Source organism: Chitinophaga sp. Hz27, assembly GCF_042263525.1.
Taxonomy (GTDB): Bacteria; Bacteroidota; Bacteroidia; order Chitinophagales; family Chitinophagaceae; genus Chitinophaga.
Map to the genome: position 1 here is coordinate 253,544 of NZ_JBHKFJ010000009.1, position 25,171 is coordinate 278,714.

Consider the following 25,171-nt stretch of genomic DNA (forward strand, 5'->3'; position numbering starts at 1 on the left):
ATCGGTATATATATTCTTCGTATTTTACAAGCCTTAAACCCTAGTTATGCTACAGGAAATATTACCACCACTTTTTAATAAGGAGTTGCTCGCTTTAGCAGAAGAAATTAAAGCTTATAGTTCAGATGAGTTGATATGGAAAGTGCCGGAAGGCGTTTCTAATTCGGGAGGAAACCTTTGTTTGCATATATGCGGAAATATTCGTCATTTCATTGGTGCACAGCTGGGAAACACCGGTTATATACGTGACAGGGATTATGAATTCAGTGCAAAAGGATTACCAAGAGAAACATTACTAGCCGATATTCAGGATACTACCAATGTTATCTGGACCGTTATCCATGGTCTTACACCTGAGTTTCTAGGAACTGTTTATGCAGAAAATCCCTTGAAAGATCCCGGTTTGACTTATGGTGGGTTTCTTACATATATCTATGGACATCTTCGTTATCACCTGGGACAAATTAACTATCATCGCAGGTTAACACATTAATACCTTGAAGACATCATCGCATTTTAACGGGAAGCAATTTGTCAATACGTTACCTACTAATGTAGGTAGCGATAACATGACTAAAACTTTATGGCGCTTCCTAACGGAGAAGGGCAGACGAATTCCCGAGAAGCCGCTGGGACCTTTTACTATTGATCCGATAGCCTTGTCGGCAGTACCGTCGCAGGAGCTGCAATACACCTGGCTCGGGCATTCCAGCTACCTGCTGGAAATGGAAGGCATCCGGATATTGGTAGATCCGGTGTTTACACATAGGGCTTCGCCATTTAGCTGGATGGGGCCAATACGCTTTTTCAAATCTCCTGTAAAGAAAGAAGACCTGCCGCCATTAACGGCGGTGGTGCTGACGCACAACCACTGGGACCACCTCGACAGGCATATGATACATTACCTGGGGAGCCGCGTTCCAAGGTTTATTTGTCCGCTGGGCGTAGAGAAGCACTTGAAAGCCTGGGGCGTGCCGGTAGAGAAAATTACTGTGGTGGACTGGGGGGATGTCACCGATCTGGCCACTGGTATTACGCTAACAGCTACGCCTGCACGACATTTCTCTGGCCGCTGGCTCAGAAGAGATCGTACCCTTTGGACATCCTATGTGCTAAAAGGAAATAGGTATAATGTATTTATTGGCGGTGATTCCGGCTACTTTCCTGGCTTTGCTGATATCGGTAATACTTACGGACCTTTCGATTTGACAATTCTTGAAATTGGCGCCTATGACGCTGCATGGCCAGATATTCATATGGGGCCAGCGAAAGCAATTGAAGCACATCAGGCTTTGAAAGGGAAGATCATGCTGCCTGTCCACTGGGGTACCTTCAATCTGGCATTGCATGCTTGGGATGAGCCGGCAGAAACTATTTTGCCACTGGCCCAAAAGAACAATGTTACCCTATGGATGCCGGAGCCCGGGGCTACAGCCACCTTGCCAAATAAAGAAACGATCAGCTACTGGTGGCGTAAATATCAATAGTACTAACAGACATTTAAAGAAAGGTATATGACACGGATCAAAGAGGTCCTGAAGGAGCTGAAATTATTACTGTGGCTGTTTATCCCTGTCTTTATGGGGATGCTGCTCATTAAAATGCTGTATAGCAGGGAAGATATTTATTTTTATGTCAATGGGCTACATACGGCTGTTGGCGACTGGTTCTTTCCTAAAATCACACAGTTAGGCAGTACCGTTGGTGCGGTGGCGTTAGTAGCTATATTGTTTTTTATCAATAAACGCCAGAGTTTTGTAATGGCTACGGCCTTTGTGTTTACTGCTGTGGTAAATTTCGCCTTTAAGTTTATAGTGGCCTTCCCAAGGCCGCATAGATATTTTGAACAGCAGTTACTTGGCGGCACGACAGATCCAAGGCTGCATAACATTTACTATGTCCCGGGAATAGATGTATTGGATAATTTCAGGAGCTTTCCTTCCGGGCATACGGTATGTGCCTTTACGGCGGCTACGGTATTGTCTTATTATTGCCGGAATAAGGTATGGACGATACTGTTTTTCGTACTGGCGTTACTGACAGGTTACTCCAGGATGTATATGAGTCAGCATTTCTTTGAGGATGTGACCGCAGGTTCTTTTGTGGGCATATTTCTTTCTATCTGCTGGTTAGCGTATGTGCATGACCGTGGGTTTGGTGCAGGTACGGGTCATTTAAGGCCATGATTCCCCTGGAAAGGGTTTGTGCTGAGGGATTTTGTTCATGAAATCCTTATTGAGTTTACGTCGGGCTTCATCGTATATTTCGGCAGGAGATGGGTATCGTTGGCCTTTGGGTTGATACCAGGCTGGTTTATCGGTATATCTGGCCCATAAAATCTCATACCCAATATAGATCTTATATTTTCCTTCCTGGACATCATCTACATGTCCTAATCTACGCTCTTCGCCAGGTGCCAGGTTAGTTATCAGCCTGGTATCCTGGCTGGTGCCAATATCTGTTTTGATAATCTGGCTGATGGCTACTGTCATCCATTTCGTGGTGGAATTATTACGAATGCTGCGCAAATATTTTGATGAGTTAAACATATTATTGTTGACGCCAACGATCCTGGCGTCTTGTAGGGCATCTTCTCCTTCAAATGGCAGGAAACGCTTGTCTGTGCGGCTTAGCTTCCGCAATGCCTGAATCCTGTACAACAGGTATACCGCAAGGCACCCAGCAAGGAAAATAAAAGGTCCGTACATATCCTGGTAAAGTTAAATAATGGCCTACAGCATTAAAGTTGAATGGTTCGGATTGCTACCTTTGGTGGTTTACAAGTGCTCGCACTAAATATATGTTTATTTTTTGGGGCATTCCTTTATTAGATGTTAATGAAACCTGTTTTATTGAACTTTCGATTTGAAAATCTCTAATTAACCAACAGTTTACAAAATATTCCAAATGGTTGTAGGATATTTGCCGAATGCTAATTTTTCGAAAAGGTGTTCATTACCTTCGTTTTACTTTAGGGTGATACAAATTTAGAAGTGTGGATGTGAGAGAACCCCTTAATAAACCAGGCAACAGGACCCCTTAGAATGCCCCAGCATAAAGCCTTTGCGCTTTATTATTTTTTTATACAGCAGTTGTTTTTTGGTTTATGTAGCATGGCTGAATGTGAGATTGCTCACAATCCAAGCAGAAGGCTATGCATTTTTTTAGAAACTTGTCAGCGAAAAACTTAAGCCTGTGCTTTTCCACTGCGCATCATAGTAAGGCAATACCACCATGTCATGTTTAGAAGGAAATAACTTACGCTGAATAAACGGATAGATCCAGTACGCCGCCTTAGTACTTAAAATGCCAATTCCCGCTCCCGCTACCACATCACTTAACCAATGCCTGTTATTATACATTCTTAGTGCACCCGTTGCCGTTGCAGCAATGTATCCACCTACGCCATACCAAGGCGATACATCTTTGTATTCCTGACGCAGAAACTCTGCTGCGGCAAAGGCTGTTGCAGTATGGCCACTCGGGAAACTCAAAGTATTAGAACCATCAGGACGCTCTTCATGGGTCTGCGTTTTAAGCGTCTGCACTGTTCCTCCTGTAATCAATGCTGAAATGCCCAGAATGATTGTTCTATCACGCAGATTATGCTTTCCATGAATACCTGCGGCGTTCAAAATATACACTGCTGCCACCGGGCTGTATTGCAAAAAATTATCTACGCCGGTATTAAAGCGCGGATGATCTTCCAATATCTCAGCTTTGGTACTCCTGTTAAGATCCCGAAGGGAATGATTATTCAACGCAATAAAGCCATAGCCTATCATAGCCGCTGGTACGATCACGCCTGATAACGAAGTATGAAATGGTGGTAAGTTGGTGGCCGTAGGAACCTTAATTGCTGGAACACGAAAAGAGGTAGTATCTCCTGTTTGATCAGCGGTTATATCTCTTGGTAGCTTAGACGAGTCAGGTATCTGTGCTACGGCCATTTGTACGCAGGCCAGGGACAGGCCTGTCATTAGTATCAATTTCTTCATGCAACACTCCTTGTTCATTCAAAACTAAAGAGCAATTCTGGAGCAATTCTGTATTAGGCTTCCTGGTGCGTATCTACCTGATCTACGGTTCGCTGTGTGAATTTGTTATGAAAAATAAATGTGATAACCAGCCCCAATAAGCATCCTGCCACCACAGAGCTCACACGCCCAATGGCCGTATCCCATACATGCAATCCCGCTTCATGTGTCATCACAATGATGGCTGCCGCCAGTGCTGTACGGGTAGCCGCTTCTAGTTTTAACAAATTACAGAGCACAACTGTTATTACCACGGCAATGCTCATCATCAGCAGCTGATTAGGATGAATAGCGATGAGCAGAAAGCCAGATAATGCCCCGATAAGGTTCGCTTTTATACGTGTAACCGCAAGCGTTACTGCATCAGAACCATCAGGAGATAATACTAACATGACGGAAATAAGTACCCATACTATATCTTTGTAGCCGATTAGCCAGGAAAGTAAGCTTACGATCACCACACCAGTGACACATTTAGCGGAATAGATGCTTATTCTTTTTATTCTTTCTTTATCAGGCATGGCGCAATGTTAGTATTTTTTTGAACAATAATAGATATGATGATGACTTTTAGGAATCTATGTGTCGCCGCCTCTCTCATTACAGTGCTGTTTTCTGCCTGTATTAAAGATGTACCATTAAACCCGGAAGCGGATATCGACTCGTTCATCGTGGATAAGAAATATCTTACCAGCGATGTGTTTATTGACCACGCAAATGCGAAGATACTTTTGTATCTGAAGCCTAGCGCATTTAACAGTGGCATCGTGCCACGTATCGTTGTAACGGAAGGCTCCACCATTAGCCCAGCCTCCGGCGATTCGCTCCGTTTTGATAGTACCGGTATCAAACAGTACACGGTTACTTCTCAAAACAAACAATACCAAAAGGTATACACCGTTTCTGTTGTTAACGTTGGTATCTGGGCTTGGGATTTTGAAAACTGGATAGTACAACCCACCAGTAAGTACATGTATCCGATAGAGCCAGACTCCACACAGTTATGGTCTTCCGGTAACCCAGGCGTAGCGCTTGCAGGTGTTACCAAGGATCCTTTGTCCTATCCACTGCGTGATACCACAGATGCCTACCATGGTAGTTACTCCGCACTGCTTCAAACCAGAGGTGGTACTGCACTATCAGGCCTGTTAGGTATTAAACTGTTTGCCGGTTCTCTCTACCTTGGTGTGTTTGAAAGCTCTTTTGCGCTGACAGCTCCACTCAAGGCTACACAGTTCGGACAGCCATACAGAGGCCGTGCATTGCGTTTTACTGGTTATTATAAGTATGCTCCCGGACCTGTATATATCAATAAAGCAGGTACACCACAACCTGGCATTACTGACTCTTGCTCCATATATGCTGTGCTTTACCGCGGAACCACCCGCCTGGATGGTACCAATATCCACACCTCGGACCGCGTGATTGCTACCGCCCAACTGCCTGACGGCTCTGCCAGAGGCAACTGGACAAAATTTGATCTGCCATTTGTATACAATACCAATACACTACCTGACAACATGATGCTGGCCATCGTTATCTCCTCCAGTCAAAATGGGGACAGTTACGCCGGGGCCGTAGGCAGCCGTTTGCAGGTAGATAGTCTTCAGATTATTCACGAATAAAAAGATCAATTGTATATGAATAGCAAAGTTGTAAGTTATATAGCATTAATACTGTTCCTGGCTATTGGCCGGGTACAGGCACAGGATTCAACCACCTTCAAGCCTCATTTTGAACACCGTATAGACGCTGGCTTTAATTTTGGCGCCACCGCGCCAGTAGGTATTCCGGCAACCATTCGTTCTATTGATGCCTTCTGGCCGCTATTTTGCCCGTCGTTGGGTTATGAGCTGAGTTATATGACCAGTCCTAAATGGGGCATATCCGTTGGCGTTAAACTGGATTATAAAGGTATGGGCACCAAAGACCATGTGCAGTATTTCCCTACCATTATTACCGTGCAGGATGGCTCTTCCACCGGTACCTTTGAAGGTATCTTCACCGGTCAGAATAAAACCACTATCAAAAACACCTATTTCACTGTACCTGTTGGCGCAGTATTCCATCCGAATAATAACTGGCGTTTCACTTTAGGTGGTTATGTTGCCTGGAAATTCAGCAGCAACTTCTATGGTGATGTATCCAATGGCTATATCCGTAATGGCGGCCCTACCGGAGAAAAGATCCTTGTTGATCATGCCACTTTCGATTTTAGTAACGAGGTTAGAAACTTTGACTTTGGTGCAAATGGAAGTGCAGAAAGACGTGTAGGTAAAAGATTGAGCGTTATGGGCGACCTCTCCTGGGGACTCAGACCTATCTTCCCAAGTGATTTCAAAGGACTTGATTTTCCACTCTATAACATCTATCTGATGTTAGGGGTGAGCTATAAGATCATGTAATAAATAATCATCTGCATAAAAATAAAAAAGCATTATCTACTCAGATAATGCTTTTTTATTTTGCCCTGCGGGCAGATATGAAAAGGCGCTAATAGCCTGTTAATATTTTGCTGGCTGGCCCTCTTTTGGAATCGCTGCCTTGATAAACGAACGAATATCATCATTTCCCTGGGCCAAATCTCCCTTACGTAGGTACATCATATGACCACTTCTGTAACCCTTCCAGGATAAACGGTCTTTCAGTCTGCCACCTGGGTCCAGCTGCCACATACTATACTTGGCATTGAAATAATCACAGGCGCCATCGTAGTATCCCGACTGTATCATTACATGCAGGTAAGGATTCTGGGCCATCGCCTGGCGCAGACCTTCACCTGTATGATCATTACTGCGGTCCCATGGATGCACAGGGCCAAACATATTATATTTCAGATCAGTTTTAAAGCCCAGTTCATCACGCAGGTAAATATTGATAGCCGGTGTGAATGCATGTAGCCACGCAGTCAATTCCGCATTATAATCCGGACCATCACCTGCCAGTTGCTTGTCTATACCACGATAACGGCTATCGAGGCGGCCTACGGTAAAGCCTTGCTCTCTCAATAATTCTTTCCAGAAGAAATTCGTAGGTATGTCCAGGTTATACTGGAGGATTACTTTATCGGAGATGCCGGAATACTTAGACATCTTAGCAGCGATATCTTTTCTTTTCTGTTCATCAAGGAAGCCGCCCTGGCTAATAGCCGGGATCAACTCATTAACAGTAAAGGATTCTACCTCTGGCAGAAAAGCATTCAGGTCTTTCTGCTGGTACTCTGGCGCCAAGGCTTTATGGTACCAGGCAGTAGCTGCAAAATAGGGGAGTCGGAGCGCCGCATCCACTGGGCCACTACGGTCGATACCCAAATCCGTTGGCGACACCAGAATAACACCATTCAAATACATCCACTGTGCATTCTGCAATTCCAGCGCTAACCCGGAAACGCGCGTAGTACCATAGCTTTCGCCAATCAGGAACTTAGGAGAAGCCCATCTGCTCTGGCGCGACACAAAAGTATTGATCCATTCGGCGAGGTAACGAATGTCAGCATTGACCCCAAAAAATTGTTTGGAAGCATCTTTTGCCAAAACTCTTGAGAAGCCAGTATTTGCCGGATCTATATAGAGGATATCTGCGATGTCAAGAATCGACTGGCTATTTTCGTGTATGCCATAGGGTTGTACGGGATAACCTTCATCATCAATATTCAGGAGGCGAGGGCCTGTATAGGCAATCTGCATCCATACCGAAGGCGTACCCGGGCCACCGTTAAACGAAATCACCAGCGGTCGGGTGCTACGGTCTTTTACATCCGTTCTTTCGTAATAGGTATAAAACAAACCTGCCAGTACTTTGCCTTCTTCATCCCAAACGGGCTGCGTTCCTGTAACTACCTTATAAGGAATTCGTTGGCCCTTGATCGTTACTTCATGGTTAGAGACAATGGTCGTATCCGGATTTAGTCTTATAGACGGGGTGATCTTCTCCGTAGCCACTGGTATAGGTTTCGCGGGCTTCTGCTGCGCCCTGGCCGCTGGCATCGCCAATCCTGTAAGCAGGAGAGGGAACAGCCAGCCCTTTTTCATTGTTGTCATCATGTTTAGACCTTGATTGAAAGATCAAGATCAAATATTTCAATGAGAAATGCAATGGTTTTTATCTGAACGGCAGTATTACAATTCTTCTTCCATGTCTGCATCCATATTCTTATTCAAATGCTGATAATCCGAAGGACGCTTACCCACCAGTTTAAAAAATGTATTACTAAAGGCGGATACGCTGTTATACCCTGTATCCCAGGCTATTTCAGAGATGGTCTTATCTGTCTCAATAAGATATCCCATCGCACGGGCCATCCTGGCAAGTTTCAGGTACTGAAAGAATGAGATATCCATCGTTGAGCGGAATAATCGTGTTAAGGTCCGTTCACTGGTATTAAATTGATGACAGACAGACTCCATCGTTAATGGCTCCGCGAGATTTTCCTGTATAAATCTCAGAATGGGTTGCATACGCGGATTTTCACTGGTAGGGAGCGTAATAGGCAAGGGGCTGGTACTGATATCCGGTAAAATGATTTTCATCGCCTTAAGAAAAGCAAATTCCTTTGTACCTGGCATGATATCTCCTTCCCAATGCGCCGTGTAAAGAATCATTTCCAGCAAAAGATTAGTGACCGGATAGATGCCGGTAGTAGTATAGAATGGGTTCTTTACATCCTCCTGTTCTGAATAAAAATATATACTCCTGACAAAGTTTGCCGGATACCTATGCGTGAAATAATGCTCCACACCAGCCGGTACCCACATGTAATGGCGTGCCGGCAAGAAGTATGTTTTCTCCCTGGTATACAAAAATGCAGCACCTCCCTCAACATACGTTAACTGTCCTTTGTTATGCTTATGAAAGGGAAAGTGATGTTCTGTTTTCCAATGCCATACATAGGCCGATTGTGGTATCGCATCAGTCTGTTCCAGGATCAGGTCATATTCATTTTTTTTCATTTGGCCGGTTCTAACAATTTAATGGCAATTTATAGAAAAAATAATTAATCATCTGAATGGAACTTTGCAGCTTCATTGACACAGGTATGTTTACATTTATTAATAAGTTGCTGGCGGGTGTGTTCATTATCACACTGTTAGGCAGCATGAAGGCTAATAGCCAAAACCCTGAACCTACAAACACCCTAACACTTTCAGAAGTTTGGAAAAAAACGGCCACCTATAATAAACAGTTGCAGATGCAACAATTGAAGGTAGAAAGTTCAGATGAACGTGTGAAAACAGCAAAGACGGAACGACTCCCGGAGGTATCTGCGAAAGGTTCCTATGGTAGATTCTCCAATTTTGCTTTATATGAAGATGGTCTGTTCAAAGCTCCCACACAAGTACCTATAGAAAAAAAGGCTACCTATCAATTTGGTGCAGAAGCATATCTCAATCTTTATAACGGAGGTAAAACAACGCGCGAAATCACCGCTGCACAAACAGAAAGTGAACTGGCAAAAGATCAGAAGAATCTCAGTGAACAAGAGCTGAGATATAAAGCCGCAGCCTATTATCTCGATATCTATCGTAATTACAAATATGAAAAGGTAATGCTCCAGGATATTGCGGAGCGGGAGAAAGAACTGGAAGAGATCCGTCAATTGCTGAAGAACGGTGTAGTATTGAAGAGTGATGTACTACGTGCAGAGCTGAAACTTTCCAAGCAGAAAATGACACTGCTTGAAATCCGCAACAGTCTTAAGATTGCCATGCAACGCCTCAATATTATGATGGGTGATCCTGATTCTGCCATCATCAAAATTGCTGCTGATACAATTGACGCAGCAGCCTTACCCGAACGCACCTACGAAGATTACCTGCATCAGGCATATGATAACTCTTACGAGTTTAAGATTTCTGAAAAAGAAACAAAACTCAGTGAGCTGAAACTCAAGCAGGTAAAAGCTAACATCATGCCTAAGGTAGGCCTCTATGCAGAATATGCATACACCTATCCGCAGATCATTCTGTACCCATATGCGTTTACGTTATATGGACTCGGACAAGCAGGCGTAAAGGCAACCTTGCCCATCTCTCAGCTATATATGAACAAACATCGAAAGGCAGAAGCGAAGATCAACCTGATGCGGCAAGAAGTGGAACATGAAGATACGCAAGACAGAGTAAGAGAAGATGTCAGAGCCGCTTACCTGCGTTTCACCGAAGCCGTTACCAGGATACAGGTGGCTAAAGAGAACATTGCACAGGCACAGGAAAATTTCAGGATTGTCAACAACACCTATTTTAACCAGCTCTCACTGATGACAGATCTGCTGGACGCAGAAACGCAATTACTGCAGTCCCGCTTCGATCTTACAACAGCAGAAGTAACGGCTCAATTACAGTACTATCAATTATTGAAAGCAACAGGCAACCTATAATAATATGAACAAGACTACAAATACAGACACCAGCACCAACAGAACGGATAGAATAATCTCAAGAGTGACCACCATCGTAGCGTCTATCGTGGTTATACTCCTGGCTATATGGGGTGTTAAAACCCTGCTGCGCCAGTCTAAATTCGAAGAAACAAACGATGCACAGGTAGATGAATACATCAACCCAGTTGTTGCCAAAGTAACTGGCTATGTAGAGGAAATCCGCTACGAAGAGAACCAGGATGTAAAAAAAGGAGATACCCTTGTGGTGATCGACAACAGCGAGTATGCTGCTGCTCAGCAAGAAGCGGAAGCGGCCTTGATGAATGCCCGCGCACAGATCGCCGTTATAGAAAGCAGCGTTAAAACAAGTGATCAGAGCTCTAAAGTATACCAATCACAAATCGCGGCCGCCAAAGCTAAAATGGTAAACCAGGAACAGGAATATGATCGTTACAAAAAGCTGTACGACGTGGAATCAGCTACCAAGCAGCAGCTGGACAGAGTTACCGCAGCCCTGGACGTTTCCCGATCTGATTATAAAACGGCTATCAATGCTTACGATGCATCCCTCTCTAAAATAGAGGACGCTAAAGTACAGCTGAAAGCTTTACAGGCAGAGATCCAAAGGAGAGAGGCTGTAGTGAAAAGAAATGACCTCACTGTTTCGTATACTGTTATACTGGCGCCTTACGACGGTAAGATGGGACGTAGGACCATTCAGCCAAAGCAGCTGGTACAGGCAGGTCAGACGCTGGCCTTTATCGTTGACAGAGCATCTGGTAAATGGGTGGTTGCCAATTTTAAAGAAACACAGATCCGCCATATGAAGGTGGGAGAGAAAACAGATATTGCCGTTGATGCTTTCCCTGGAAAGAAATACACCGGTACGATAGAATCCTTATCTGGCGCCACTGGCAGTAGATTCTCCTTATTACCCCCGGATAATGCAACCGGTAACTTCGTGAAAATCGCACAACGTATTCCTGTTCGTATACGCGTGAACGGTAGTGCCGACGAACTGAGAGATCTTTCAGCTGGTATGAGTGCTGTAGTATCTGTAAAAAAAGAGAGGAACTGAGTATATGGCTAATGACGGAACTTTCAGACGCTGGGTACCGGAATGGCTCATACGATTGACAATCATTCTGGTAATGCTGCCTACCGTAATGCTGTTCGCATTGTCTACCGCAAACGTAAACGCTGCCACAGGCTTTTATGGTGTAGAACCTGCAGACATCCAGTTTTCAATGTTGGTATATTATTCCGCACTGGCGGCTTTTACACCCCTGGAGAGGAGATTTTTCAGTCGTATTTCCACCAAGGAATATTTTTTAATATGCCTGGTGCTACAGGTATTTGTCACTTATTGTATCTATAATACCAGGGAATTACCCATCCTTTATATTTGCCGCTTCCTTCAGGGAATACTTAACTGTGGGATCACGAGCATTTGCCTTACCCTGCTGTTTTCCAGGCTGAAATCAAATCATGCGAGGGAGATAGGCTATGCATTTTTCTATGCCCTGATTTTATGCGCATCTTCATTCACTTCCTTAATTACTGCACCAATAATAGATGATTATGAATACAATGTATTATATAAGGTAATGATATACTGCTTTGTTCCAGGTGCAGTTTTGCTGCTGCTACTAATGAACAGGATACACCTGGTGCGTAGGGTGCCGTTGTATCAACTGGACTGGGGCAGCTTTTTCCTATATGCACCGTTGTTGATTTGCCTGGGCTATATCTTAGTATATGGGCAGCAATACTATTGGCTGCAGGATGCAACTATTGTCTGGAGTTTGGTAGCAGTACTTGGATTGGGATTGTTTTTCGTGGTGAGACAGCTTAGCCTTAAACGACCGTTAATACACATGGAAGTCTTCAGGTACAGAGGATTTATTTTCGGTATTGCGCTGGTAGGGTTACTATATATTATACGTGGGGCCTTCAACGTTACTACCACTTATTTCTCCACTGTACTTGGTATGGACCCGCTGCATATCTATGAATTATTCATTTACAATATACTGGGCATTGCTACCGGAACTATTATTTCTGCAAGACTCATCATCAAACAGCGACCTACACAATTCATTTGGCTGGTGGGCTTTTTCCTGATGTTCTTATTTCATGGCTGGATGTATTTCCTGTTTGCATCTGAGGCAGACCAAAGCACTTTTATTATTCCACTATTTATACAAGGGGCAGGAGCTGGTTTGTTGATGACGCCTATTATCTTGTTTACTATATCTTCTGTTCCTTTTGAGTTGAGTCAGAGTGCGGCGGCTGTCGGGGTATTTATCAGGTTTGCGTTTTTCAGTGGTAGTACGGCCATGATTAATTTCTTCAGTATTTACTTTAGTAAGATCCATGGTACGCGTATGAGTGATCATGTGACAGCAGTAGATGATGGATTGCAAACGCGGCTACATACTTATCAATCTGCTTTACAGGGAAGGGGGCTGCCTGCGGATCAGGCGGCAAAAGCTGCTACTGGCTTGCTCAGCAGAGCTATTCAGAAGCAGTCATTTTTACAATATGCCATGGATTATTATGCGCTGATTGCTATCATGATAGCAGTAATAATGCTCATTATTGTGATGGCGCCATTCATTAATCGTACAATCATTAACGTTAGGGCCAAGCAACCAGCAGCTGCTACGTTTTAAGGGCAGTTATTTGCTGTTTCTTTTTAGGATGTAAGAACCGCCTTAGGGCGGTTTTTTTATGAGAATTAATTAGGTAGATGATTGTCGGGAATTATCATGCCACCAATCATTAAAAGAAAGGTATTGTTTATTTAACTGTAGATGCTCGTCTATGGCTGCTTTCAGTTTTTTCTTTGAATGAAGGTAGGTAGATAGATCAATAACTCGTGTTGTTCTCTGATTTTCGAGGCTATTTAGTTGCTGTAGCAACTGTTTATTTGTTTCATGCCATTGATAGTCGGGCGATCGTATGTAATCTTCCCAGGCGAGCAACCTTCTTTTATTATAAGGACTTGTTTCTACGATGGATTCCATCTCGGAGGAATAGCCACGTTGCACCCATTCATTAAATGAATAGGCCAAAATGTAGCTGTCGTCTGTGGAGAGCGCGCCTAACGCTGTCAGATATACGAAATTGTCAGGAGTGGAGCTACACTTTATTAATATGGCATAATCTCCGCTGTCGGAACCTATCATGAGATAATCAGCCATCCATTGCTGGATCTGATAAGCCGAATTCATTTCTTCCAGGTCATGCAGGCCATAGAGGCAGGTCAGCTCATTGAAATATCGAGTAGTATCGAGCTGTTGCTCCTGTAAAAAGGATTTATAATAAGCTGGAAAAGTGAGATGCAGATTGGCCTGCACCTCCTTAATTACTGCATCATTCATGGTCAAAATCAATTGTTAACGTGACGGTACCAACACGACGCCTGATAGCTCTCTAAGAGAGAGTTATTGGTGATATTCAAATTCTACACGAATTGGGCCGATGATGTTAGCATTGAATGCAGGCAAGTCTTCTGCAGGAATCCAATATTCGTTGTGCAGGTCAGCACCAACATTTTCAACGCGGTAATTAGCCAAAAAATCAGCATTCACGTCAAAGGCTGTTACATAGCCGTTACCGTAAGCTGGAACATTCCAATCAACTGTGATCTGTTTGGCGTACTCAAAATTTGTAACGGGGTAGAATATGGGTTGGTCTGGCAAACGGGGAGGAAATCCTTTCCAATTTGTTGCTTCAATTAAAGCCAGTTCCACTGCATTAACAGGACGATATAAGGTAATGGTCTTCATCAAAATATATTTAAGCGATTCTCAGGGGCTGCAAAATAGAACATCTTGAGAAAATGTAACGATCCATATCAACGTGGCGCCGCAAAAGTTTAAACGTACCTGACTATAGACGGGAAGAAGGGTCTTTAAGGATGATTTGTGTAATAATATCTATTTAACATAATATAAATTATAGGACAATCAGAGACACAAAAAAAGACGGATTTTTCCGTCATTAATGCCTCGGGGCGATTGCTAAAATTCCGTCAGTTTCCAAATCCACACCTTTTTATCCTGTTCCAGCCTACGTACAAATATTCCCATGCATTAGAGAGGTTATGTTTAAGCTGCGTGTATCAATAGTGCGTTAGAAAATAGTATAATAATTGAAAATCAGTTACCTAGGTCTTAAACTAGGTCATATACCAAAAGAGGGTTTCCCCTACTAAGGAGCGCGTAATAACTCCATGCGACAAATTTTTATACTGACAATAAATCAAAGAGCAACTAATAAATAATCGCCCCGAATGTATGATAATTTTTTTCCCCGCCAAAAAAAGCACCCTGGCACCACTACAATACCCTACTTGTCCATTTCAGCCTTTTTTACTCAAACTTATCTTGTGTACGGATAAAAATCACTCCTGCAGCCCGATTTTTTCAAGGCAGTACCTGGTCAATTTGCTGACCCCTATCAAGATAAATTTGTAAAAATGTATTTCTATAATTAAATCTGGTGGTATGTTTTAGGGTATCGCACCAGGTGTTGAAGGAATAAAAAAACGCCATGTGGAGACATGGCGAGATCGTAACACAAAAAAATAATTAGATGTTATGTTGTGAAAAGGCATGCACCTGGTCGACACCTGGTACAGTATTTATATTATGGAAAAAGTCATCGCACATACCTTTTATATATGCAGATGAATCGATAAGATAGAAAGGGCAACACAACCGTGCTGCCCTCTGGACTTTACCCCCAGGCCGTTCCTGCCTGTTGTTCTACATCCAATAGTTAGGGTAAAAGCTTGAAAGAACTTTATCATCTCCGTGAACCTGTAAAAAGGGGGCCTGTTGGAAAACAACCCCCCGCGACCAAAAGGCCGCTCGCCTGGCTTGGTGCTTCAGCGTTTCTCCAGTCATCCTACGACCAAATAATTTTTCATTTCGGGGGGAGGGCTGCTGCCGCCGAGCCACTCCCCCTGCGACCCCCTCCCCGGCGGGGGTTTCCAAACAATGGGGGCCTACAATAAATCATATTCCTCGTGTATACGCACGGCGAATGCTTCTATCCCTAGAAACAATTTTTCCATTGCATCCGTACTATCTAAAATATAGCCCGCCTTTTGTGCAGGAGGTCTATTTTCTAAATCAGTCCTAATGTTCTGTACTATCTTCAGTAAATCTTCTAAAGGGAATAAATCAGTAAAGGGCTGTTGCTCGGAACCAACTGTTATAAGAAAGTTGTGAACTTTTCCAGTCTCGAAATAGCGTACTACTGCCATTCCCAGAGTAAGTAAGAAAAGTGAGTTCTCAAGCTGTGTATTTGAAGGTTCGAAGTCAAACTCAACAGGCATAGCAGAAAGATTGCCTATAGCTTGAACGACCTGGCTAGGTTCCAGGTCAGCGAAAAAGACATCGTGATTCGGTTGTTGCTCAGCCGCTGTAGCCATTTAAATAGGGGTTTGGTCACTGAAGAACAACATAGCACCGAAGCACCAAGAGTTGGCGGACTTACACCGCCGTGCCAAACCCCGTAAGTTAATGCTTTGCGGGGCTGGCGGTTCGGTGTGATTATTATACTTGTTGTTCTTCGGGAGCAAATATAGAAATTACACACATCGCAGCAAAATATATTTCCCGCTTTTCTCTACTGTGTAACTTCCTGCCGTTCTGTGTAGTATACTAAAATCCCACGTTCCGGGCCAGCTTAGGCCGCTTAAAGCAGTTATAACATCTTCATTGTCCTGGATGCGTTTAATGTATATGTGTTGATAATCGACGCTATACTGTATATCATCCTTATCTTCAACACCTGGTGGAATATCCAAATCGGGAAAGACGACTCCAAACCTAATTACACCGTGATGCGATTCTCCTTCATTGCCGTGGCTATCGCGGGAGGAATGAATCATTTGAACATAGCCATTCCCTATTGACTCGTACCCCTCCATGTGATGCATATTCCCATCCATGCCCATCGAATCCCAGGCGGTAATACTGTCCGCGATCGCCTCAGGGATAATAAGCCCCTTAACCGATAAGACATTAGGCAAAGCATCTGGAAGTTGCAGCCACATCGTAGCATAGGCGTTATTTATACCATAGCTGGCCAGCTCCCGTTTAAAAATAGTTAAACCTAATTCACTACCTGGGCGCCATACGCCTGGCTTATCTACAAATTCAAAATATACCTTCTCTAATGGAGGAAAAACAGATAGGCTTTTCACATCCGGACTGACTACCTCTAGTTTGTATGTGGGAGCCTTGATGTGTTTAAAAAAGCTATCAGTAAATGTAAAGTTACTCATGGGCTATATAATACAACCTGCAATGTAGTACTAGTTCTATAGTGCAGGTCTATTTATTAAGAAATAGAGTTAATGACTGTTGGATTAATCTGTGCCTGTTCGCCTGCATTTAAGTACTTGCGTACATCCGCCAGAAGGCTGTGACCCTTCGCTTTTTGTGCATAGAATTGACTAGTCAATGCCGCTTCCTGGACAGTATTCAACCTATTCAGATTTGCAATTACTGCATCCTCATCTTCTCCTATACTGTAATCAGAGATGGGAAGAAATCCAAAAGCATCGTGGAAATTCCAGATTGCTTTTTCGCACTTTTCGGCTACATCTTTACATACGGCGATCCTCTCAGTACTTACATTACTGGTTTTCGCAAGTGTTTCCAGCTCCGCAATACTACTTACCGCGTCCCCAGCTGCATTGATGCCTTTGTAAACCTTGTAAATCACAAAGGCTATAGCACCAAAGACCAGGTATTTTTTCCATTTGTCCGATTCTGTACTCCTGCTCATCGTGGCATACTTAAAACGTAATACATAGCCAGGAGGAAAACCGCCAGAGATATAGCTATAAAGCCCCTAGCCGTCACCGTGGTAATAGGAATTTTGGAACTCTTCAGGAGCTTATTAGTAGCCGCTTCCCACTTCTTTTTAACCTCACCTTTGGAAATGGTGCCGTTGTGATCCAGGTCGAAACCTTTATTCCAGTCATAACGTTTGGTACCCTGGACAGCAAAGACTGTATTATCGTCCTGATTGTATAAAGGTGGATGCAACATCAGGGCATACACGTCAAAAGCCGTACGGGGAGGCTTTTTGTAGACTTTCAAAAACTGTTGAAAGTACTTTTCTACGTATACAAGTTGCTCCGTTACTGACATCAACGGTAAGCGTTGATACAAACCCTTTTCAAGTCCTTCGGCTGTACTTTCCAGAAATTGAATTAACCCAACCGCGCCACTGGTGCCGTTCTTAATGGAGGTACTAAACGTACCCCCTGTTTCAAATGCAATGCTTCGCACCAGGGAAAGCTCAGGAAAATTGAGGCGCTGCTCTATTGATAAAATTAAACTCAGCTCGTAGTTACTCAGCATCGGCGATCGCTTTTTTGTTCTTCTCTGGTGCTGGTTCAAACAGTTCCGGATAGTCATCCGATACTTTAGTAACAACGGTTTTAACGGCTTCCAGTACAATAACGGCAACGCCTGCATATTTTAGTAATCGCAATAAACTTTTCATGTTACTTCCTTTTTCTGTTCGTTCCAAAATAGCCACCATTGGGCGCGTTAGGGTTGGCTACCATCTGCAAATCAGGGATGGTTAGCCTTTTGGTGTTTAGGTTATAGAAACCGGTAAATGTCTTTTTACCCGTACTAAACTGGACGGTTACCACCCAATGTTCATTATGTGGGCTGGCGGTTTCTCTCTCCTTCCTGGGGGAAGCAATGAACGTAATAAACCCGCGGGTCATGGATTTGTTCCAGCCAGTGATATAGTTATCATCAACCCTTTCCCCTGTTTTACGGCTTGTCCACCCGGACCGCATCCTGCAGCCTGATTTCTTGCGGGGTTTATCGGAGAAAAATTTTCGCCTCGATGCGGTGCTGTAGCTGTAATTATTTCGTGTATACCTGGTGTATGCCATTATCTACGCTTGTTTGATTTCTTCCAAATAAATACCGCTACCAGAACCGCCGCCAGTGCCGCAGAAACTTTGCCTGGTGTGGTCGTTAAAAATTCTTTTATCTTGTCCATGTTATCGACGACGTTGTTTTTTGTTGTTATAAACTCTATAGATCAGGAAGGCCAAACCCACCACAGGCAACCATTTAAGGTATTGCCACACTCCCGCCTTGTCGGCGGCTTGTTGTGCTTCAAGGCCAGCAATAGCAGTATTAGCCCCTGCGATGGCACCAGCTCCCGCAGTAGCAAGTAAAGTTTGTCCGGCAGAATTAAACACCTGGGGAACACGCCCGTCCTTTTGGACACCATATTTTGCGATGTAATCAGCGTCGGATAAATCGCGTTTATCTGCGTCCTCCTGGCTAATCATCATTGCACCCTGGCCGACAATTTTTGAGGCAACGCCGCCCACGAATGGAATCACCCCAGCAACTGTATTAGCTGTTTTACGCAGGATATTTCCGAGGACAGTACCGCCTGGCTTACGTTTAAAAAGATTTCCTAAAAAAGACATAGGCTAAAAATTTTTGTGTTTTTCCGTATAGATCACAAAGGGGGTGTAATCACGGGGGGTTATTGCCACCTTCATAGCATCATAGCAACTCAATGAAATGTAATTTTCATAGCCTGCGACCACGTTAGTACCAGCGCTGTTAACTGACACCAGGTCATTAATAGCGCGTGCCAGGTATTCCAATTCCTGACCGGAATACTTCACGGTTTTGGTTGGATACATGATGTCAATCTCATCGATTTTGGCAATAGGCAGATGTAGCATAACGCTATCGGCTACGTTCAAATCCTTTGTCTGACCGGTGATAGTAACCGCAGATATGGCCTTATAGGTGGCGGATAAGATTGGCGCATCGATGGAGCTAATGTTTGTTACGGTTGTAGCGCTTGCCCCTTCGAATGCGATTTTGATATATTCGCCTTCTTCCAGGTGCAACGAACCATCCGGACTTAATTTAATTAAACCCTTTACCAGCTTGTCATCGCGCAGGTAAAACCCCTCCTCGAATGTGTTCATTTCAAATGCAGTCGCAAGAGACATGCGCGGGTAAATCTCTTTACTGCCGCGGTTCTTCGAAAAGAAATCGATTTTAATATTGATTTTAGATAAATCAATTGGGGCTGCATCTGCCAACGAAATCCCGATTCCATGTGCGGAAGATTGCAGATAAATGTCATCTTTAGAGGCACCAGTAAAATTTGATAATAGTTTCATGAATGATATTTGATTCAAAGAAACTGTTATCTATCCACCGCCTTGCCCAACCTCCACCCTTTCTTACCCCTTTTTAGCCCTATTTTGCCCCTCTAATAACTCCAAAGGAATTCCATAAAGGGAACACAGGTGATATTGCGTAATTCGCTTTAAATTCAATTCTTTCCTATCGCCTGCTATCATTCGTTTAGCTGTTTTTTCGCAAACAGCAAACAACCGCTGGTAATCCTTGTAGGTAAGCAGCCTAATAATACCTCTCATAGCTAAAAGAATGCTGCTTGTTCGAACTCGTCATTTATTAGCCCCGCCTTTATTCCCAATAAGGAAAGCGCTGCTGAACCTCCCGGAAACTGCTTTAAATACCACATCACCAGATCACGTTTTATAAGAAACTCCATAAGGATACGCGCCCCATATAGGAAGTAATTTTTGTCTATCACCCTAGCAGATTGGTTTTCAGCCTCCAGGCGCTTAACAAAAATCTTGTCCATCCTGGAAGATTCTGCCTTCTCTGTAAGGCGCATTAATACAGTATTGGGTTTGTCAAGATGTAGCAGGCAGACAGGCGTCAGGCGGTCTTTCCGTCCCCCCCTGCCTGATTCGAAAAAGGAAAAATGCTTATGAAAAAGGGTACTTAAAAAAGTGAAAGATTTTTCAGGCTCAATAATAGTCAAAGCCTTTACAGGCGTAATTTCTCCGAAGTCATACTCTATAAGCTCTTTACAGGAAGATTTGAGGCTAAATTCTAAGCGCCATACGGTGGCATCTTCGGCAAATCCTGCCTGCTGCCACATTTCACGTATCCAGGGCTTGTTTTTCCGGGCGTTTAGCTCCACCGTCTTGTTGTACAGGTAATAATTCACCTCACTGGTTTTGCTACCAAACCTGATATAATTAAACAGGTTACACCCGTTCTGATGGCTACCCTGAAGGGAAAAATTAGCCCTATGCTTTTTTACATACTCAGCTGAAAGGAAGCCCTTAATAAAGTCGGCGGGGTTTAAATTGTTTTCGAAGCTCGTAAAATCAATAGCCAGGTCTAAACGGCTGATGGAGTGAAATTTTAAGTGGTACTGACGCAGAAGCTCAATAACAAAGGCTTTCAGCTCAGATTGGTACAAAAACTTGTTTTCTATTTTCAATAATCCCATATCACCGCCGAGAAAGCTCGCATGTGGTTTGCAAACCAGGGTTGCGCATTTTTCAAAGTCTCCGGAAGGCATAAGAACGGAGATTTCGTATACCTCCCGGAATTGCCTTGTCTGATAATCTAATTTTTCTGTGTGATACCTGAAGGTATCAATTGCCCTGATCTCTACCGGGCATTTAACATGAATTTGCAGCCAATCGACCGCGTGTACGTACTTCATTTACTGAACATTCTAAACTTGAATGCTCATGTGATTTGTCAGTGTTACTCCCGTTCTACTTTACGGGAGTTAAAAATCTGCCTCGATTAAACATTTAAGTACGGGAAGGCTAAAATACTTTACCAGCCTGCGATATAGATAACGGCTCTCATAAAATAAAATCCGGATTTCGAAATCTTTACCATCCATAGACACTTTTACAAATCCGTCTTCTGTGAAGTTTAGATGAACAGTGGTACGGGCATTGACATCATCGATTACTGGTACTTCCAGTAAATCAATACCCAGACCATACGAGACATCGTGAGGTACCTTATAACGTCGAAGGAACTTGATAAACGTGCTTTTGTTAAATGCGCGTTTATTATCCCAAGGAATGAGGCTATAAACCGCTTCTAGTCCAGTTGGCCCTAAATCCCAAACATCAATGTTTAGTATCCTTTCGATATTGAGTAGGTGCGGCGGTATCTTCTGCCGCCTGCGTTCTAGGGATTCACGAACCTTGTTAACATCTACTTCTTCAGAATCTGTTGTGTTACTGTTAATCTTACGTGGGTTATTACCGCAGTTTAGGCACACTGCCACTGTGGAAGTAGGCACTAAATGCCTCCATCTCTCGTTTCCGCTCATAAATACAGGTTATTAAAAATCAGTGTTATAACGTTGATTATTAATAAACCCTCTTTAAAAGTATATTGGAGAACTTTTTATATATTCGTGAAAAGTTTTAGACAATAGGATAACTAACTAATTATCAGATTATTATAGTTGCAAATACTTTCTTATTTTGTTAACGTATCGTAAATTATAGGATAATCTGAAACACACTAAACCCAACCTCAAGCGAGTCCGTTTTTAGAAAAATTTTTTTAGGCGCTTCGCGCCGGGCCTGCCAAAATCCCCCTTAAATGAGTGCGCTGAGAATGCGATATTTGAAATCAAATCGACCTATATCCCAGTCAGGAATTTCTCAGCGCGACGCAAACAAGTGAGAATTTCTTTGCGGAATATTTTTACGCTGTGTATACGATTACAGTCAGAAATATTTTCAGTTTATCATCATCAAGCACCTCTCCTGCGATTTAATTCCGTTCAACATTCCGTTCGCCATTTATTCTATCAATAACATAAGTTGTCAGATTTTTTTATCCAGAGATAGTTCAACTTTTTTTCAACCACGCGATTCTCAGCGCCTTCAGATTCAGCTAATCCTACCCACCAGACCAGAATGATACAAAGCTCCCGAGGACATCATATTTGTGCCATTCTTTATAAATCGTACAGCTATTCAATCCTGACACAGCTCAATAATTCCCATTTAACGCAGGATTTAAAAGTTGACACCAGGGGCGCATTGAAATTGTATGCGAGGCACCAGCCGCTTTAAAACAAAGATGCCCCAGGATAATATCCCAGGGCATCAATTATATTGTAGGAGAAAGGAAGTCTATTTATTATCAATACTGGTATCTCTATAGGACAGAATTCTATTTAACATAATCTAACTAGATAAGATAAATTACTCATCGCTTCTTCGGTACCGCCAGTCGCTGCGCACTATAAATCCCCGAATGTCCACTGAAATAATAAGCCGTAAAACAAGCCACCGCAAAATATATCACATGATGCGTACCGAATAACTCGACTCCCATAATTGTACAAGCCAACGGTGTGTTAGTTGCTCCGGCAAAAACTGCGATGAAACCAAGTCCGGCCATCAGGTCTACAGGTGCACCAAGGATATGTGCCAAAGAATTCCCCAGCGCGGCGCCCATAAAAAATAATGGAGTCACCTCGCCCCCTTTAAATCCCATCCCTAGCGTGATAGCGGTAAATAACAATTTCCAGAACCAGCTCATATAACTGATATCGGCATCTGCACGAAATGCATTCACTATACTTGGCGCCAAACTATTCGGGTCTTTTGTAGTGACACCCAAACCAAGATAAGCATCTGTACGGAGTATCCAGCAGAGACCTATTATTATTATGCCACCTACAAATGGAATTAACCATGGTATTTTAATATAGGCGTTGGCGGTAGATTTGATTTTATGCATCAGCCAGGAGAAGAGAAAGCTTGTCAGACCAAATGCAACACCGCCAGCAATTACTTTTGCCAACAGCAATAAATCAGTATGGATAAATGGAACACCAATAGTAGAAGCTACTGATTCATAATCAATATGGTAATGTGTATGTGTAATTCCCCAGGAACTGCAAACAACATCTGCTAACACCGCCGCCACCAGACAAGGTATCAGGGCATCATAACGCATTACTCCAATTGCTAGTACCTCCAAAGCAAATACAGCACCTGTTACTGGCGTCCCGAACACCGCACCAAAACCTGCTGCAATACCTGTCATCAATAATATCTTTACATCTGCCTCACTCAACTTCAATACACGTCCTATCCATCCGGCCATGCTGCCACCAATCTGCACTGCAGTTCCTTCACGCCCCGCAGATCCTCCAAATAAATGGGTGATGATTGTGGTGATCAATACCAAAGGCGCCATACGTGCAGGAACACCACCACCTGGCTGATGTATCTCATCCATGATCAGGTTATTACCCTTGTCGGCCGATTTCCCTGCCCACTTATACAACCAGTAAATTAATATACCAGCAAAAGGTAAGAAGTATAAAATAAAGGAATGCTCCCAGCGTATATGCGTTACCGTATCAAGCAACCATAGAAATAACGCTACCAGAGAACCAGTAATAATAGCAACGGGTAAGATGAGTAATGTCCAGCGAAGCAGCTGATAAACAATCGATAATTGATCTTTAGGGAAGCTCTGTGTTTGTTTCATAATCCTACAAATAAATAAAACATGGAATCAACGATTCCTTTTCATTTAACTATCTGTAGGCGCCATCAGCTCCGGCGATGCGAAACGGTTGGATTATACAGGAAGACACCATTTCCTGTCTGTTGGCAAAAGTAATATTTTATTTTAATAGTTGTGCATAATATGCTGCACCCCAAAGTGCTGCCTTGTCATTATCAACAATATGAAGTGGGACGCTGGCCAGCAATTCTGCCATACGATCGCCCTGAATATAATGATTATAGAACTCCCCGGTTTCCAGCAGCCCCGCTATCTTCGGAGGAATCCCCCCACCGAGGAATAATCCGCCCACCGATTTATATTTCATGGCAAGATCTGCTGATACTCTCGCCAGATATCTCACAAATAACTCCATCGTTTTTTTGGTGATACCTGCATCTCCTGCCAGCGCCGACTGACTGATCACCGCAGATGGATTCCCGTTCTGCATAGCTTCTCTCAAAGTGCTACTTTCTTCGAGGCCTTCCGCATCTCTTAAAAAAGTATAGATGTCATGAATACCTGGTCCTGAAATGACACGTTCCCAACTAACAATTTCATATTTCTCTTGCAGGTACTTTAATAATTTAATATCCAGATCTGTACGCACGGCGAAATCAGTATGCCCACCTTCTGATGCAAACGGATGATGATACTCCCCGTCCCAATAAAGTCCGGCCATACCCAAACCAGTGCCAGGCGCTATAATAGCCATATTGCCAAAATGACTTCCCGAGCCCCGGTGTAAGGTGGTCAGTTCATGTGGAGATAAAGTTGCTAATCCATAAGCCGTAGCCTCCAGGTCATTGATGAGTGCCACCGTCTGAACCCCGGTAGCCTGGCGGATCTCATCCACCGTCAACTCCCTGGATAAATTGGTTAACTCTACTCTCCCATTAAAAACTGGTCCGGCTACGCCAATGCATATACGTTCTACTTTCCTGTCGTTACTCTCCGACAAAAACTTCACGAACATATCTGTTACATTCGCATAATCTCTTGACACATATGTTTCTTCCCTTAATACGTCCAGCTTTCCGTCTTCAGCCATGAATAAAGCCAGATTGGTTTTAGTTCCACCTATATCACCGGCCAAAAGATATACCCGCTGCATACCTGTTGCAGCCTGAGGGAAACTGGGCAAATACTGAAGTCTTTTTACTGTCTGGGTCATCGCATCAAGAATTATCTCGCCAATAAAAGTAATTATTATTCCCCGGTTATCCCAGGGCATGTTTCTCTCCTAATTAATCTTAACTCCCATATCATCAGATACAATATATAATAATACACCTCCTATCAGCCCAAACGGAAACCTGTGCAGCAGTATCAAAGTGCCA

27 protein-coding genes and 1 riboswitch are annotated in these 25,171 nt (G+C 43.3%); of the genes, 8 read left to right on the forward strand and 19 right to left on the reverse strand.

Translation table 11 applies throughout. From position 1 onward, the window contains the following. The first annotated feature begins 46 nt into the window (after positions 1–46). The 3 genes from ACE38W_RS22225 to ACE38W_RS22235 are packed head-to-tail and all read left to right on the forward strand — an operon-like array spanning position 47 to position 2,186. Positions 47–493 (forward strand): DinB family protein, encoded by a 447-nt coding sequence (locus ACE38W_RS22225; protein ID WP_375834887.1) that lies wholly within the window; start codon positions 47–49, stop codon positions 491–493. A 4-nt stretch (positions 494–497) separates the two neighbouring features. Continuing rightward, positions 498–1,487: an MBL fold metallo-hydrolase gene (locus tag ACE38W_RS22230; RefSeq protein WP_375834890.1), complete on the forward strand. Its 990-nt coding sequence runs from the start codon at positions 498–500 to the stop codon at positions 1,485–1,487. Between the two features lie 27 nt (positions 1,488–1,514). Then, complete coding sequence (locus tag ACE38W_RS22235) at positions 1,515–2,186, forward strand: phosphatase PAP2 family protein (RefSeq protein WP_375834892.1); 672 nt, start codon at positions 1,515–1,517, stop codon at positions 2,184–2,186. Here ACE38W_RS22235 and ACE38W_RS22240 read toward each other — a convergent pair. The 3 genes from ACE38W_RS22240 to ACE38W_RS22250 all read right to left on the reverse strand — a co-directional run bounded on the left by ACE38W_RS22240 (position 2,175) and on the right by ACE38W_RS22250 (position 4,558). Then, positions 2,175–2,708 carry a hypothetical protein gene (locus tag ACE38W_RS22240; RefSeq protein ID WP_375834895.1) on the reverse strand — a complete coding sequence of 178 codons (534 nt, stop codon included), beginning with the start codon at positions 2,706–2,708 and terminating at the stop codon, positions 2,175–2,177. The genes ACE38W_RS22235 and ACE38W_RS22240 overlap by 12 nt on opposite strands. A 456-nt stretch (positions 2,709–3,164) precedes the next feature. Next, the gene (locus ACE38W_RS22245) at positions 3,165–3,998 is read right to left on the reverse strand and encodes a phosphatase PAP2 family protein (protein WP_375834898.1); all 834 of its coding nucleotides are present in this window, start codon (positions 3,996–3,998) and stop codon (positions 3,165–3,167) included. Positions 3,999–4,051: 53 nt separating this feature from the next. Further along, a complete protein-coding gene (locus ACE38W_RS22250) occupies positions 4,052–4,558 on the reverse strand; it encodes an FUSC family protein (RefSeq protein WP_375834900.1) in 507 nt (168 codons plus the stop codon). Between the two features lie 42 nt (positions 4,559–4,600). Between ACE38W_RS22250 and ACE38W_RS22255 the strand changes: the two genes are divergently transcribed. Together ACE38W_RS22255 and ACE38W_RS22260 are read left to right on the forward strand one after the other, a co-directional pair. After that, entirely contained in the window at positions 4,601–5,662 is a 1,062-nt protein-coding gene (locus tag ACE38W_RS22255) for a PCMD domain-containing protein (protein ID WP_375834903.1), read from the forward strand. A gap of 15 nt (positions 5,663–5,677) precedes the next feature. Then, the gene (locus ACE38W_RS22260; protein ID WP_375834905.1) at positions 5,678–6,442 is read left to right on the forward strand and encodes an outer membrane beta-barrel protein; all 765 of its coding nucleotides are present in this window, start codon (positions 5,678–5,680) and stop codon (positions 6,440–6,442) included. A gap of 99 nt (positions 6,443–6,541) precedes the next feature. Here ACE38W_RS22260 and ACE38W_RS22265 read toward each other — a convergent pair whose 3' ends face one another. Both ACE38W_RS22265 and ACE38W_RS22270 read right to left on the reverse strand, forming a co-directional pair. Beyond that, entirely contained in the window at positions 6,542–8,068 is a 1,527-nt protein-coding gene (locus ACE38W_RS22265; RefSeq protein WP_375834907.1) for a S10 family peptidase, read from the reverse strand. Between the two features lie 87 nt (positions 8,069–8,155). Continuing rightward, a complete protein-coding gene (locus ACE38W_RS22270; RefSeq protein WP_375834910.1) occupies positions 8,156–8,986 on the reverse strand; it encodes a helix-turn-helix domain-containing protein in 831 nt (276 codons plus the stop codon). Positions 8,987–9,072: 86 nt separating this feature from the next. Between ACE38W_RS22270 and ACE38W_RS22275 the strand changes: the two genes are divergently transcribed. Genes ACE38W_RS22275 through ACE38W_RS22285 form a run of 3 tightly spaced genes read left to right on the forward strand, consistent with a single transcriptional unit; the run spans position 9,073 to position 13,091 of the window. After that, positions 9,073–10,413, forward strand: coding sequence for a TolC family protein (locus ACE38W_RS22275; protein ID WP_375834913.1), 1,341 nt, complete (start codon positions 9,073–9,075; stop codon positions 10,411–10,413). A gap of 4 nt (positions 10,414–10,417) precedes the next feature. Further along, entirely contained in the window at positions 10,418–11,494 is a 1,077-nt protein-coding gene (locus tag ACE38W_RS22280) for an HlyD family secretion protein (protein WP_375834916.1), read from the forward strand. A 4-nt stretch (positions 11,495–11,498) separates the two neighbouring features. After that, positions 11,499–13,091, forward strand: coding sequence for an MFS transporter (locus tag ACE38W_RS22285; RefSeq protein ID WP_375834919.1), 1,593 nt, complete (start codon positions 11,499–11,501; stop codon positions 13,089–13,091). A 69-nt stretch (positions 13,092–13,160) separates the two neighbouring features. Here ACE38W_RS22285 and ACE38W_RS22290 read toward each other — a convergent pair whose 3' ends face one another. From ACE38W_RS22290 to glk, 14 genes are all read right to left on the reverse strand, one after another. Then, the gene (locus ACE38W_RS22290) at positions 13,161–13,802 is read right to left on the reverse strand and encodes an SMI1/KNR4 family protein (protein ID WP_375834922.1); all 642 of its coding nucleotides are present in this window, start codon (positions 13,800–13,802) and stop codon (positions 13,161–13,163) included. A 63-nt stretch (positions 13,803–13,865) separates the two neighbouring features. Further along, positions 13,866–14,210, reverse strand: coding sequence for an ADP-ribosylation/crystallin J1 (locus ACE38W_RS22295; RefSeq protein WP_375834925.1), 345 nt, complete (start codon positions 14,208–14,210; stop codon positions 13,866–13,868). A gap of 1,223 nt (positions 14,211–15,433) precedes the next feature. Next, positions 15,434–15,862 carry a hypothetical protein gene (locus ACE38W_RS22300; protein ID WP_375834927.1) on the reverse strand — a complete coding sequence of 143 codons (429 nt, stop codon included), beginning with the start codon at positions 15,860–15,862 and terminating at the stop codon, positions 15,434–15,436. Positions 15,863–16,021: 159 nt separating this feature from the next. Next, a complete protein-coding gene (locus tag ACE38W_RS22305) occupies positions 16,022–16,720 on the reverse strand; it encodes a hypothetical protein (protein WP_375834930.1) in 699 nt (232 codons plus the stop codon). A 56-nt stretch (positions 16,721–16,776) separates the two neighbouring features. Then, entirely contained in the window at positions 16,777–17,226 is a 450-nt protein-coding gene (locus tag ACE38W_RS22310; RefSeq protein ID WP_375834933.1) for a hypothetical protein, read from the reverse strand. Continuing rightward, positions 17,223–17,807 carry a hypothetical protein gene (locus ACE38W_RS22315; protein WP_375834936.1) on the reverse strand — a complete coding sequence of 195 codons (585 nt, stop codon included), beginning with the start codon at positions 17,805–17,807 and terminating at the stop codon, positions 17,223–17,225. The genes ACE38W_RS22310 and ACE38W_RS22315 overlap by 4 nt, the downstream gene beginning before the upstream one ends. Continuing rightward, on the reverse strand, positions 17,797–17,952 hold the full coding sequence (locus tag ACE38W_RS22320) for a hypothetical protein (RefSeq protein ID WP_375834938.1): 156 nt from the start codon (positions 17,950–17,952) through the stop codon (positions 17,797–17,799). The genes ACE38W_RS22315 and ACE38W_RS22320 overlap by 11 nt, the downstream gene beginning before the upstream one ends. A gap of 1 nt (position 17,953) precedes the next feature. Next, on the reverse strand, positions 17,954–18,358 hold the full coding sequence (locus ACE38W_RS22325; protein WP_375834940.1) for a hypothetical protein: 405 nt from the start codon (positions 18,356–18,358) through the stop codon (positions 17,954–17,956). A gap of 111 nt (positions 18,359–18,469) precedes the next feature. Further along, positions 18,470–18,910 carry a hypothetical protein gene (locus tag ACE38W_RS22330; protein WP_375834942.1) on the reverse strand — a complete coding sequence of 147 codons (441 nt, stop codon included), beginning with the start codon at positions 18,908–18,910 and terminating at the stop codon, positions 18,470–18,472. A 3-nt stretch (positions 18,911–18,913) separates the two neighbouring features. Further along, positions 18,914–19,624, reverse strand: coding sequence for a hypothetical protein (locus ACE38W_RS22335; RefSeq protein WP_375834945.1), 711 nt, complete (start codon positions 19,622–19,624; stop codon positions 18,914–18,916). Positions 19,625–19,887: 263 nt separating this feature from the next. Continuing rightward, entirely contained in the window at positions 19,888–20,994 is a 1,107-nt protein-coding gene (locus ACE38W_RS22340; protein ID WP_375834948.1) for a hypothetical protein, read from the reverse strand. Positions 20,995–21,063: 69 nt separating this feature from the next. Further along, positions 21,064–21,624, reverse strand: coding sequence for a hypothetical protein (locus ACE38W_RS22345; protein WP_375834950.1), 561 nt, complete (start codon positions 21,622–21,624; stop codon positions 21,064–21,066). Between the two features lie 893 nt (positions 21,625–22,517). Further along, the gene (locus ACE38W_RS22350; protein WP_375834953.1) at positions 22,518–23,813 is read right to left on the reverse strand and encodes a voltage-gated chloride channel family protein; all 1,296 of its coding nucleotides are present in this window, start codon (positions 23,811–23,813) and stop codon (positions 22,518–22,520) included. 49 nt (positions 23,814–23,862) lie between these two features. Next, a riboswitch (Fluoride riboswitch) is annotated at positions 23,863–23,938 on the reverse strand. Positions 23,939–23,952: 14 nt separating this feature from the next. Then, the gene (glk, locus tag ACE38W_RS22355) at positions 23,953–25,005 is read right to left on the reverse strand and encodes a glucokinase (protein ID WP_375834955.1); all 1,053 of its coding nucleotides are present in this window, start codon (positions 25,003–25,005) and stop codon (positions 23,953–23,955) included. Positions 25,006–25,171: the final 166 nt, after the last annotated feature.

Bases quoted from the DNA above. Each gene is read 5' to 3' on its own strand.
- ACE38W_RS22245 (WP_375834898.1), bottom strand. From the start codon at position 3,998: ATGAAGAAATTGATACTAATGACAGGCCTGTCCCTGGCCTGCGTACAA.
- ACE38W_RS22235 (WP_375834892.1), top strand. From the start codon at position 1,515: ATGACACGGATCAAAGAGGTCCTGAAGGAGCTGAAATTATTACTGTGG.
- ACE38W_RS22290 (WP_375834922.1), bottom strand. From the start codon at position 13,802: ATGAATGATGCAGTAATTAAGGAGGTGCAGGCCAATCTGCATCTCACT.
- ACE38W_RS22255 (WP_375834903.1), top strand. From the start codon at position 4,601: ATGACTTTTAGGAATCTATGTGTCGCCGCCTCTCTCATTACAGTGCTG.
- ACE38W_RS22320 (WP_375834938.1), bottom strand. From the start codon at position 17,952: ATGAAAAGTTTATTGCGATTACTAAAATATGCAGGCGTTGCCGTTATT.
- ACE38W_RS22265 (WP_375834907.1), bottom strand. From the start codon at position 8,068: ATGAAAAAGGGCTGGCTGTTCCCTCTCCTGCTTACAGGATTGGCGATG.
- ACE38W_RS22305 (WP_375834930.1), bottom strand. From the start codon at position 16,720: ATGAGTAACTTTACATTTACTGATAGCTTTTTTAAACACATCAAGGCT.
- ACE38W_RS22270 (WP_375834910.1), bottom strand. From the start codon at position 8,986: ATGAAAAAAAATGAATATGACCTGATCCTGGAACAGACTGATGCGATA.
- ACE38W_RS22330 (WP_375834942.1), bottom strand. From the start codon at position 18,910: ATGTCTTTTTTAGGAAATCTTTTTAAACGTAAGCCAGGCGGTACTGTC.
- ACE38W_RS22295 (WP_375834925.1), bottom strand. From the start codon at position 14,210: ATGAAGACCATTACCTTATATCGTCCTGTTAATGCAGTGGAACTGGCT.
- ACE38W_RS22240 (WP_375834895.1), bottom strand. From the start codon at position 2,708: ATGTACGGACCTTTTATTTTCCTTGCTGGGTGCCTTGCGGTATACCTG.
- ACE38W_RS22310 (WP_375834933.1), bottom strand. From the start codon at position 17,226: ATGAGCAGGAGTACAGAATCGGACAAATGGAAAAAATACCTGGTCTTT.
- ACE38W_RS22315 (WP_375834936.1), bottom strand. From the start codon at position 17,807: ATGCTGAGTAACTACGAGCTGAGTTTAATTTTATCAATAGAGCAGCGC.
- ACE38W_RS22335 (WP_375834945.1), bottom strand. From the start codon at position 19,624: ATGAAACTATTATCAAATTTTACTGGTGCCTCTAAAGATGACATTTAT.
- ACE38W_RS22275 (WP_375834913.1), top strand. From the start codon at position 9,073: ATGTTTACATTTATTAATAAGTTGCTGGCGGGTGTGTTCATTATCACA.
- ACE38W_RS22300 (WP_375834927.1), bottom strand. From the start codon at position 15,862: ATGGCTACAGCGGCTGAGCAACAACCGAATCACGATGTCTTTTTCGCT.
- ACE38W_RS22340 (WP_375834948.1), bottom strand. From the start codon at position 20,994: ATGAAGTACGTACACGCGGTCGATTGGCTGCAAATTCATGTTAAATGC.
- ACE38W_RS22225 (WP_375834887.1), top strand. From the start codon at position 47: ATGCTACAGGAAATATTACCACCACTTTTTAATAAGGAGTTGCTCGCT.
- ACE38W_RS22280 (WP_375834916.1), top strand. From the start codon at position 10,418: ATGAACAAGACTACAAATACAGACACCAGCACCAACAGAACGGATAGA.
- glk (WP_375834955.1), bottom strand. From the start codon at position 25,005: ATGACCCAGACAGTAAAAAGACTTCAGTATTTGCCCAGTTTCCCTCAG.
- ACE38W_RS22345 (WP_375834950.1), bottom strand. From the start codon at position 21,624: ATGAGCGGAAACGAGAGATGGAGGCATTTAGTGCCTACTTCCACAGTG.
- ACE38W_RS22260 (WP_375834905.1), top strand. From the start codon at position 5,678: ATGAATAGCAAAGTTGTAAGTTATATAGCATTAATACTGTTCCTGGCT.
- ACE38W_RS22325 (WP_375834940.1), bottom strand. From the start codon at position 18,358: ATGGCATACACCAGGTATACACGAAATAATTACAGCTACAGCACCGCA.
- ACE38W_RS22350 (WP_375834953.1), bottom strand. From the start codon at position 23,813: ATGAAACAAACACAGAGCTTCCCTAAAGATCAATTATCGATTGTTTAT.
- ACE38W_RS22250 (WP_375834900.1), bottom strand. From the start codon at position 4,558: ATGCCTGATAAAGAAAGAATAAAAAGAATAAGCATCTATTCCGCTAAA.
- ACE38W_RS22285 (WP_375834919.1), top strand. From the start codon at position 11,499: ATGGCTAATGACGGAACTTTCAGACGCTGGGTACCGGAATGGCTCATA.